This is a genomic window from Bilifractor sp. LCP19S3_H10, assembly GCF_052119185.1.
Taxonomy (GTDB): domain Bacteria; phylum Bacillota; class Clostridia; order Lachnospirales; family Lachnospiraceae; genus Bilifractor.
In genome coordinates this window covers 1-9,436 of record NZ_JBQKFT010000039.1, presented here as the reverse complement: position 1 = coordinate 9,436, position 9,436 = coordinate 1, and the positions used below count along the sequence as shown (strand labels likewise).

General features: G+C 49.6%; 14 protein-coding genes and 1 tRNA gene. 3 read left to right on the top strand and 12 right to left on the bottom strand.

The window, feature by feature from the left end; all coding sequences use genetic code 11:
* Positions 1-265: 265 nt before the first annotated feature.
* The 9 genes from ACTQZS_RS15135 to ACTQZS_RS15095 form a co-directional block, all read right to left on the bottom strand.
* On the bottom strand, positions 266-649 hold the full coding sequence (locus tag ACTQZS_RS15135; RefSeq protein WP_441476560.1) for a hypothetical protein: 384 nt from the start codon (positions 647-649) through the stop codon (positions 266-268).
* Between the two features lie 369 nt (positions 650-1,018).
* Entirely contained in the window at positions 1,019-1,321 is a 303-nt protein-coding gene (locus ACTQZS_RS15130; protein ID WP_441476559.1) for a hypothetical protein, read from the bottom strand.
* Positions 1,322-2,038 carry a rolling circle replication-associated protein gene (locus ACTQZS_RS15125; RefSeq protein WP_441476558.1) on the bottom strand — a complete coding sequence of 239 codons (717 nt, stop codon included), beginning with the start codon at positions 2,036-2,038 and terminating at the stop codon, positions 1,322-1,324.
* 163 nt (positions 2,039-2,201) lie between these two features.
* Positions 2,202-2,465, bottom strand: coding sequence for a hypothetical protein (locus tag ACTQZS_RS15120; protein ID WP_441476557.1), 264 nt, complete (start codon positions 2,463-2,465; stop codon positions 2,202-2,204).
* On the bottom strand, positions 2,458-2,637 hold the full coding sequence (locus ACTQZS_RS15115; RefSeq protein ID WP_441476556.1) for a hypothetical protein: 180 nt from the start codon (positions 2,635-2,637) through the stop codon (positions 2,458-2,460). The genes ACTQZS_RS15120 and ACTQZS_RS15115 overlap by 8 nt, the downstream gene beginning before the upstream one ends.
* Positions 2,638-2,697: 60 nt before the next feature.
* Positions 2,698-2,958, bottom strand: a complete 261-nt coding sequence (locus tag ACTQZS_RS15110) for a hypothetical protein (protein ID WP_441476555.1) — start codon at positions 2,956-2,958, stop codon at positions 2,698-2,700.
* Between the two features lie 11 nt (positions 2,959-2,969).
* Positions 2,970-3,173 (bottom strand): hypothetical protein, encoded by a 204-nt coding sequence (locus ACTQZS_RS15105; RefSeq protein ID WP_441476554.1) that lies wholly within the window; start codon positions 3,171-3,173, stop codon positions 2,970-2,972.
* Positions 3,163-3,408 carry a helix-turn-helix domain-containing protein gene (locus ACTQZS_RS15100; RefSeq protein WP_441476553.1) on the bottom strand — a complete coding sequence of 82 codons (246 nt, stop codon included), beginning with the start codon at positions 3,406-3,408 and terminating at the stop codon, positions 3,163-3,165. The genes ACTQZS_RS15105 and ACTQZS_RS15100 overlap by 11 nt, the downstream gene beginning before the upstream one ends.
* A gap of 129 nt (positions 3,409-3,537) precedes the next feature.
* Entirely contained in the window at positions 3,538-3,738 is a 201-nt protein-coding gene (locus tag ACTQZS_RS15095; protein WP_441476552.1) for a helix-turn-helix domain-containing protein, read from the bottom strand.
* 155 nt (positions 3,739-3,893) lie between these two features.
* Here ACTQZS_RS15095 and ACTQZS_RS15090 point away from each other — a divergent pair, with 155 nt between their 5' ends.
* The 3 genes from ACTQZS_RS15090 (at position 3,894) to ACTQZS_RS15080 (ending at position 6,192) form a co-directional block, all read left to right on the top strand.
* Positions 3,894-4,532 carry a LexA family protein gene (locus tag ACTQZS_RS15090; RefSeq protein ID WP_441476551.1) on the top strand — a complete coding sequence of 213 codons (639 nt, stop codon included), beginning with the start codon at positions 3,894-3,896 and terminating at the stop codon, positions 4,530-4,532.
* A 533-nt stretch (positions 4,533-5,065) separates the two neighbouring features.
* A complete protein-coding gene (locus tag ACTQZS_RS15085) occupies positions 5,066-5,377 on the top strand; it encodes a hypothetical protein (protein WP_441476550.1) in 312 nt (103 codons plus the stop codon).
* Positions 5,378-5,487: 110 nt separating this feature from the next.
* Positions 5,488-6,192, top strand: coding sequence for a site-specific integrase (locus ACTQZS_RS15080; RefSeq protein ID WP_441476549.1), 705 nt, complete (start codon positions 5,488-5,490; stop codon positions 6,190-6,192).
* Between the two features lie 62 nt (positions 6,193-6,254).
* Here ACTQZS_RS15080 and ACTQZS_RS15075 read toward each other — a convergent pair.
* From ACTQZS_RS15075 to ACTQZS_RS15065, 3 genes are all read right to left on the bottom strand, one after another.
* Positions 6,255-6,340, bottom strand: a tRNA-Leu gene (locus ACTQZS_RS15075).
* 161 nt (positions 6,341-6,501) lie between these two features.
* Positions 6,502-6,858, bottom strand: a complete 357-nt coding sequence (locus ACTQZS_RS15070) for a DUF1304 domain-containing protein (protein ID WP_441476548.1) — start codon at positions 6,856-6,858, stop codon at positions 6,502-6,504.
* Positions 6,859-7,011: 153 nt separating this feature from the next.
* On the bottom strand, positions 7,012-9,156 hold the full coding sequence (locus ACTQZS_RS15065; RefSeq protein ID WP_441476547.1) for a glycoside hydrolase family 13 protein: 2,145 nt from the start codon (positions 9,154-9,156) through the stop codon (positions 7,012-7,014).
* Positions 9,157-9,436 lie beyond the last annotated feature (280 nt).

Here is a 9,436-nt window from a genome sequence, read left to right as displayed (position 1 = left end):
GCGGTTCTTTGCAGCAGCCGCATTTTTTCCGCATTGTTGTGGACCGCTTCTTTCCCTTCCCTGTGGTGTTTCAGGCAAAGTCGTACGGTCAGGCCATTTGCTTCACTGATTCTTCTGTTTGGTCCGTCGAATATGTGATGAAGTTCGGTGTATTTCTGTGAATAATCACCTTCCAACTCGCACAAATAGCATGTCCCCGGAGCCTGAATAAATATGCTCTTTGCGTGCCGCTGCCGTTGCTTTTTCCTTGGGCGCTTTGGATAGATCATGCCTCTGCCTCCACCACCGTAATCTCTTTGGCTTTGATTTTTAGCTTCCCGGTTGTTGTCCTGCGGATTGCAAAAACGACACCGTCCTCCGTTGTGATCTGGATGCTTCGGAACGAATTTCTCTGGATGTTCTCCACCTGACCAATCAGGACCTCCCTCACCGTTTCATTTGCGCAGCATTCTTTTATTTTTGCTTCTGCGAATGCCTTCTGATCCTGCATTTCCTGCCATTCCCTTGCCCCTTCACACTCGCATTTATCTGTGGCAAGGGTGTTCAGTTCCTGTTCGGTCGCGTCTTCCGCCGCTTTAACCATCAGTACCTGTCCGCAAAACCTGCAGATTCCGAAATTTTCTTTTAGCTTTCCTTCCTGTTCGCCCATTCTATTGCCTCCCTTCTGATCTTTTCTTTTACGGCTTCCATCATCTCTTCCATGATTTTCAGGGCGCCTTCCCACCTCTTGTCACAAATTGCATTCGTCAGCCTGCTATCCAGCTCGAGGATGTCGGTTATTTCTTCGTTGTCTGACAGCTTTCCCCCTTCTTCTCGAGAGGCCTCCGGATACAGTAAGTTACTGTATCCCGCGGGTTTTTGCGCCGGCGCAATTGCCGGATTGCTGGTGGTTTCCGCTTCCTCTTGGTATTTTCCCGTGTTTTCCGGTACTTTTTTCTCGATTTTCTCCGGATTTTCTTCCTCTTCAGAGGCTTCCGGATACAGTAAGTTACTGTATCCCGCGGGTTTTTGTGTCTGTTCATCCGGATCCGCTGCCGTTTCGGAATCCGCTTTTCGCCCATTCGGGCATCTGTTTTCTGATCATGTTCAGTGTCCACGCGTCTTCCGCGTAGATTTTTACTTTGCAGGGTCCGGTGATCCGTTTCATTGCCCGTTCTACGGCAATGGTGGTCGCTCCGTGATAGGTCTCTGTCACGGTTTCCGGATCCCCTCCCCTGGTTTCTTCTTTCCCATCTTTTTCGCACGAAAGCAGATAGCAGATCTGCCTCTCCGTTCTTCTGGGGCTTTTGGTCGATACCCCTATGTATATTTTTATGTCCACTTAGATCCTCCTACTCCGCAGCACCGTGTAACTGCGGTATTCGTAACCCATTCGGTTTATACCTTCCTCGATGCTGTCTTTGTCGATGTAAAACCCTTTCGGACACCACATCTTTTCCGGCCATGTCTTTCTTTTGCAGTCTCTTTTCTTCGGCGGAGGTGTTGGAAGGTTTCTGGATGTCGAATAACTAGCCTCTTTCAACCTGCTGTCGGTCTTCTCGTCTTTGGTGATATATTCGGCAAGCTCCCGGAATTCCCCCCGGTCATTCAGCAATTCGTGCCAAATCCTGCCGTGTGGCCAGCACTTCGCGAGGATGATATCTGTTTCGGTGATCCTGTTTATGATCAGATGGATGTGCCAGGCTCCCCGGCTTCCCACCTCTACGTTGCGGATCCATTTCAGTTCCTCGCCCCGCTTTTTGTATTCCCTCCTGACTTTGGTTATGAACCGCTGCCAGTCTCTTTTTGCCTGTTCCATGTTTTCCGGTCTTTCGTCCTGTCTATAGGACAGGCAGACAAAATAATCGTTGATGTCAAAATTCTGTCTCAGTTTATGCCGGCAAGTTTTTACCTTCATCCGGTGGTTGATCTTCTCCATCTGTTCCGGTGTCGGCTTCTCTCTCGGCCCTCTTCCTCCGGGAGGCCCGTATCGCGCTGAATGATACTGTTCTATCTCTATCGCATTCCGGAACTCGTATTTGCGCTGTTTGTATGCCACTTCTGTCTCCGGTTTGTCTCTAACTTTAATAACCTAATCGAGTTCTAAAGGGCTCCGAAAGCCCTTATTTTTGTTGACTTTTTCCCGGGTGTGGTATACAATTTAATTGCATATAAATATACGCTACACCCGCGTTGGACGCCGCTTTCGCAGCGTCCTTTTTTTACCAGTCTGATGGTTTCTGCCCCCATCTTACCGTCTCCGGTTTTACGGTCCCCCGAATTCCATTCTTATAAGTCAGATAGGAATCCCCATTGAAAAAGATCTCGTAAGAATACTCTCCGACCGCTGCCGTGGCTGAAACTTCTCCGTCCTTCCCTATGCAGGTTTTTATTTCGACCTTTTCGTCGATTCTTCCACTCAGATCCCGGACCTCTGCAGTAATTCTTTCCAGTTCTTTCACCAGTTTCTCGTCCGGATTAATCACTTTTCGTCCTCCCGTCCGCTGCATAGCAGACGATTAAATACAACAGCGACACCATTCCGGCCACAATAGCACCCCTTGATGGTGCCTTTATCCCGATGCATGATACCGGCAGCAGCATCAGGTAAATCGCTGCAATTCGGCTCATCAGTTTTGCAAACGTTTTTGTCTTCATCTTTCCCCTCCTCTTTGCAGATCAGCTCCGTAATGCCATTGCCCCTGTCTATAGCCACAATCATGCCAACCGCTCCCATACAACACGCGTTTCGCGGTCCCGGAACTCCGGCGCGATTCCGCAGTCGATGGCGTCTCCCCATGCGAGGAGATCGTCAAATACATCTGACCGGATCCGGACGATCTTTCCGCAGTGCGTCACCGCGTCCCGGGGATAACGGACACCGATCAGGCTTCTGATCCGGCGAAGAAGACTTTCGACCGTCGAAATCGAGATCCCGTACCTTGCGGCCAGCTGTCGTTTGCTTTCATATGTCTTCATAGGATCACCCCCTAACATTCGAGATGGTTAACAACATCCCTGATCATTGCCGTTCCGCTGTCCATCGCGACATTGATTTCGCGGTCCCCTTCTTCAAATTTTGCGATGACGTGCTCCTCGTGTGGAATGTACGTCAGGCTGATCAGGTCGGACGCGTTTCGTGTTGCCTGCAATGCTCTGCACAGCAAATTCATGATTTTCTGTTTATCTTCCATCTGCTCCTCCTTCCCAACATCCTTCGAACCGCTCCGCTCCGAACTCCTCGCGGAGCTTAGACTTTACGGTTTCGTCCGGCACCTTCTCGCCAGTCTTGATTTTGTGGAGGGTCCGTACCGAAATGCCGAGATAATCCGCCAGAGTTTTCTGGCTCATATGCCGGCGGCAGCGCTCGTAGACCACCATAGAACCAGAAACACAAACGCTGTGTTCTTTGCTCATATCCTTGATCATGTGATCGCCTCCTTTCCGATTATGCGAATTTAATAATCAGCGATACTATTACGATTCCTAGCAGGAATCCTGCAATGAATTTTGCATGCGAATCTTCTTCCACGTGTGATTGCCTCCTTTCTGTCACGGTTAATCCGTGATATTGGGGCATAAAAAATTGATCTGGTTGTACGTGATTCCGTACGCCTTTTCAATTGCCTTTATCTGCGGAACATTGGGATAGCTTTCTCCTTTTTCCCATCTTCCAATAGTATCAGGATTTACACCGATAAGTTCCGCTGCCTGTTTTAATGTATACCCCTTATTCACTCGTGCAGCTCTAAGCGTCATTTCTTTATTTTGGCCTCCTTTCTGTCACGGTTATACCGTGATTAAAGAATACCACGGCATTCTTGCTGTGTCAACGGTTTTTCCGTGATTTTTCGATTTTTTTCATTGATTTATCACGGTTTAGGCTGTACTATAAATATATCGGAGGTGATTGAATGAGCGACTTAGGCAATAAAAAAATCATGTCGAAAAATCTAAAATATTACATGGATAAAAATAACGTTTCCAGAAACGATATATGTAAGGCGTTGAATTTAAGTTATATGACAGTTTCTGACTGGGTAAACGGGAAGACATACCCGAGAATCGATAAAATCGAAATGCTGGCAAATTATTTCGGAATAAGCAAGGCAGATCTTGTAGAAGAAAAGAATCCAATCACAGGAAGTGTTCCGGGGCTTTTCGGCCACTACCGCATCCCGGTATTAACCACCGTAGCCGCAGGAAAGCCGATCTATGCCGAAGAGGACGTGTTGGAGTGGATTGACTACGACAAAGAGCCCGGGGAGCACGTCCGGGCCTGCCGGATTGATGGAAACAGCATGATCCCGCGGATCCAGAACGGGGATACCGTAATATTTGATAGTGAATTGGGATGGGAAGACGGGGATGTAGTGATTGCTACTGTAAACGGGGATCACGCGACCTGCAAGAGGATTAAGAAGTATGCGGACGGAATCGCCCTGCTATCGGATAATGCGAATTATGCACCGATGTATTTTTCAGAAAAAGAGGTCAGAGAGCTACCCGTAAAAATAATAGGGAGGGTTACGGAAGTGAGGGGGAAACTTTGAACAATTGACAGCATCCTGCTATTTAGCTATACTTATGGAGCGAGATGTGGCCATATCCGCCGTACTATTAATTATGCTCCAAGGAAGTAAGCTATCCGTGATTTGGATAATGCCGAAACTTGGAGCGTTTTTTTACAAAAATTTAACAGTCGGCAAGACCTGTTTTTGTGATACAATGAACTCAATTAGCGAATGGCTGCTGAGCGGCCGCTAGAGGTCTTGAGACGTAAAGTTTCAAGGCCTCTTTGCTTTAGTTGCAAGCATCAATAAAACGTAATATAATAAAATCCGAATTTAAGGACTGGTCGATGTGTCGACCTACCTAAAGGGTTCGGAGCTATGGTTCCGGGCCCTTTAGTGTTTTATGGGATTGTTTATGAAGGAAGTCAAAAGATAGTCAAAAGATAGTCAAAAGATAGTCAAAGAATTAGTCAAAGAATCCCCGGAGCACCGTCATACTCCGGGGAAAAATGAATCGAAACACAGGGATCTGTGCATATCTATTATAACATGGATCCCGGAAGGGAGAAAGCATGTGGAGTCAGAAATTAAAATCAGGTAATGTTTGCTACTACGAACGGTACAAGGACCCACTGACCGGAAAAACCAAAACCGCAACGATCACCATTAAGCCGACCGGGCGGAAATCTGATGTCAAAGTCGCAGAGGACGCTCTCCGGGAGAAAATACAAAAAATCATGTCGGCCGGGGACCCGGTGACCAATAGTATCACATTTGCGGATCTGTGCGAAAAATACGTGGAATATCAGCACAAGGAGTTAAAACTACAGAGCGCAGAAGCCACGAGAAGGCGCGTTGCTACTCTTATACGGTTAATTGGTTAATTGGTCGCGATACGATTGCGGGCCGTCTGAGCGCGCCCGTAGTCGCTGACAGGCTATATACAGGTGATGACATTACATTTAACGAGAGACTGACCCGTTATAAGGCCCTCATGCGCTGGGCCTACCGCGCCGGGTATGTGGATGACGCGGCATATCTCGACCGGATCCAACGGAAGCGGGTGCCGTCCACCCGTGTAAGGGATGCAGAAAAGTACCTGGAACACGAAGAGATCGACAAGCTGCTTTCCGGAATGAAGGTCGAACGGTGGAAGCTGCTCACCGAGTTTTTGATCCTCTCTGGGCTCCGGATCGGCGAGGCCATCGCCCTGAATGATTCGGATGTCGATCTGGGCACCAGGGAGATATCCGTTACCAAAACCTTCTCCCGGGAGATCCGGCAGATCAGCACAACAAAAACCGAAATGTCGGAACGATCTGTTTATATGCAGGACGAACTGTTGGACGTGTGCCGTAGAATTAAAAAATTTGAAAAGGAGCGGCAGCTGATGTATGTGTACAGAACAGATCTGTTTATGTCGGACGATTACGGGAAATACATCAGCTATGACGCGTACGCGAAATATTTCCGCGAAAACGCAGAACGCTTTCTCGGGCGGAGGCTGACGCCCCACAGTCTGCGGCATACGCACACCGCCCTCCTCGCAGAAGCCGGCGTGTCGCTCGATGTGATCTCGCGGCGGCTTGGGCACGCGAACAGCGGCGTGACGCGAGACGTGTACATGCATGTAACAAACAAAATGCGCGATCGCGACCGCGAGAGGCTGAAATCGGTGAAAATGCTAGATATTTGCTAGATGTAGAAAAGAAAAATCCCCGGGAACCCTTTATTTACAAGGGTTTCCGGGGATTCGTGTACTGCTGGTGGTCGGACTCGAACCGACACGGTGTGTAAGCACCGAGGGATTTTAAGTCCCTTGCGTCTACCTATTCCGCCACACCAGCCTGTGTTAAACAACACAAGAAATTATATAGTAATTTTTATGAGATTGCAAGTTATATCATGATTTCGCATTAATATAAGTCGTGTTTATCGCAATTCATCCCGCCACCTATAAAGGTGGGGGATTTCTTGCTCACTCCTTTATTGAATATAAACTGCAGCCTCAGAAAATACAGGAGATCAGCGTCAGGATTGCCAGTCCTCCCTGCATCAGGATGATCTTCGGGTTGCTCGTCACGCTTCCATACAGCGCGACCGCAACAATATAGACCATCAGGCAGATCACAGCCGCCTTGCTGGCAAACACAAAAACAGCCAGCAGGATCAGCACGGCGATCAGGCCGTTGTAAACGCCCTGGTTCTTGAACAGAACCGAGACATTTTTCTGTTTAAGCTCCTCCGTCGTCATGCCGAACACTTTCGAAGTCTTTTCCGAGCTTGTCGCAATTGTTTCCAGATAAAAGATGTATAAAAATTCAAGCGCTACCAGCACCGATAAGATTTTTGTTACAATATTCATGGTCATCCTTTCTCACATCAATTCCCGGGCGCTGATGCAGTTACCCTTGCTCTGAAGCACCAGAGCCCGGGCGCATATGCATTTCCCCTTGCCTTGAAGCACCAGACCGGGACAAATGCAGTTCCCCTTGCCTTGAAGCCCCGGCCCGGGACTTCAGCGGTGTGCCTTTCTCTTCAGATCATAGATCGCGACATCATCCGGATTTTCGCTTTTGTGTGCGAACACCAGCGCGCCGGAGGCAGGAATCGTCGTCTTGAGGACGCCGGCTTCCACGGGAACCTCTTCCGTATCCCCCGAGCAGCCGTCCCTGTCGCATCGGAAAATTCGCGTCAGACAGTCCTTGTGCGCATACCGGTTCAGCCCTGCCGGCCACACAACAACTTCCATATAATAATCCTCCTGCCGGTTATTCACCAGAACAATGATCTGCTCCTCCTCGTTGAACCTTCCGTATGCCAGAACATTGTAATCCTTGTACAGAAGCTTCAGCGATCCAGTCCGCAGGGCTGTATGATTCCTGTGTACCGCAATGATCCCCTGGTAAAAACGGATCAGTTCCTCATTTTCCCTGCCCCAGGGATAGGTCCGGCGGTTATCCGGATCCGTGAATCCACAGACACCCGCTTCATCGCCATAATACACGGTGGGCGCTCCCGGCCAGGTCATCTGAATCACGACAGCGGTTCGCAGCACAGAAATATCGATGTCCTCTTCCGCCGCCCTGGTTCCGAGGTTCTGCACACGGCCGACCTTGTGATTCGTCCTCGTCAAAAATCTGGAATGATCATGGTTATCCAGTTCATTCATCGCCACCAGCAGCGAGGGCATGGTGAACGAGGCCATGTGATAACGCATAGCGTCCTCAAAGCTGTCCGCGTTGCCCAGGAGATCCTCCCGGTATGAGTCGCTGTGCTTCTCCATCCCTGTGAGGAACCAGGATACCGGCTCCATGAACGCATCGTAGTTCATGACGGTGTCCCATTCATCACCCTTCAGCCAGGAACCCGCATCCCCGTAATGCTCCGCCAGTATGATGGCGTCCGGATTCGCCTCCTTGACCTTCTGGCGGAATTTTTTCCAGAACTGATGGTTGAATTCCGAGGAATGCCCCAGATCAGCCGCCACGTCAAGTCTCCATCCGTCAGCGCTGAACGGCGGCGACACCCACTTACCGGCGATCCGGAGAATATCCTCCTGCAGCCTGATGGAATCCTCGTAATTCAGCTTCGGCAGCGTATCATGACCCCACCACCCGTCATAATGGGAATTATACGGCCAGACAGAGCCCCGCTGGAAATCAAAATAGTCGTGATAGGGGCTGTCCTCCGAGATATAGGCACCCGGCTCGAATCCCGGCCTGCCCTCGTAGATTCTCTCACGGTCCATCCATTTATTGAAGGATCCACAGTGATTGAAGACACCGTCGATGATCACGCGAATGTTCCTGGCGTGCGCCTCTGCAATGAGCCTGGCAAACAGCTGGTTCCCCGCTTCCAGGTTCTCATGATCCGTCACACGGCTGATGTAGAGGCCCGCGTGTGTGTTGTCATGGTCCCCGGGCGCAAGAAGATCTCCCGACTGTCTGACAATCTTCCCCAGATGCGGGTCCACGTAATCATAATCCTGCGTATCATACTTGTGATTGGACGCGGACACAAAGACCGGATTCAGATAGATCGCCTCCACGCCGAGCTTCTCCAGATAATCCAGCTTGTCGATGATTCCCTGAAGATCTCCTCCGTAGAAATTTCTCACGTCCATATCTGCCGGGGGCTGATTCCAGTCCTCGATTTTCTGTACATGCTCGTTGATATAGCTGTATTCATCGGTGAGAACGTCATTCGAGGCATCGCCGTTCCGGAACCGGTCCGGATAAATCTGGTACATGACGCATCCCTTCGCCCAGTCCGGCGTATGGAATCCCGGAATGATCCGGAACAGATAATCCGACGGCGCCTCTCTCTGCACACCGAGCTTACAGTAAAAACAGGTATTGTTTCCTGCCACGATCTCAAAATAATACGAAAAAATCTCGTCCCGGATTTTGATCTGAATGCTGAAAAAATCAAACCCGTCGCGGCACTCCTGAAAGTGCATCCGCATTCTGGCGTCGCCATGGTGAAGATATACCGCATCCGCGTTATTTCTCGCCGTCCGGAACCGGATCGTCACCAGATCTCCAGGCTGCGGCTCCATCGGCTTCTGAAACATCTCCGTCTCATCACTGTAGAGCGCATTCTTCTTTAAAAGAGGCCGCATTCGTAGCGCATACTCAATTTCTCTGTCCAGATCATCCATGCCGTTTTCCTCTTTCATTGTCCATTATCAAAATCAGAATAAAATGTTTCTTTGCCCTGCCCCGATATCTCATCGTCTTCCACACCGCATCACACCTTGTACGCGGACATGGCATATCGTCACATACATACTCCATCATGGCTTATCGCCATATTCACGCGGCGTCACATAATCGAGTAGGAGGCGGTGACTAACCGCCGTCCTCTCACAACACCGTACGTACCGTTCGGTATACGGCGCTTTCAATAGTTGACGTGCACAGACTGATAGGCCGTGGCTA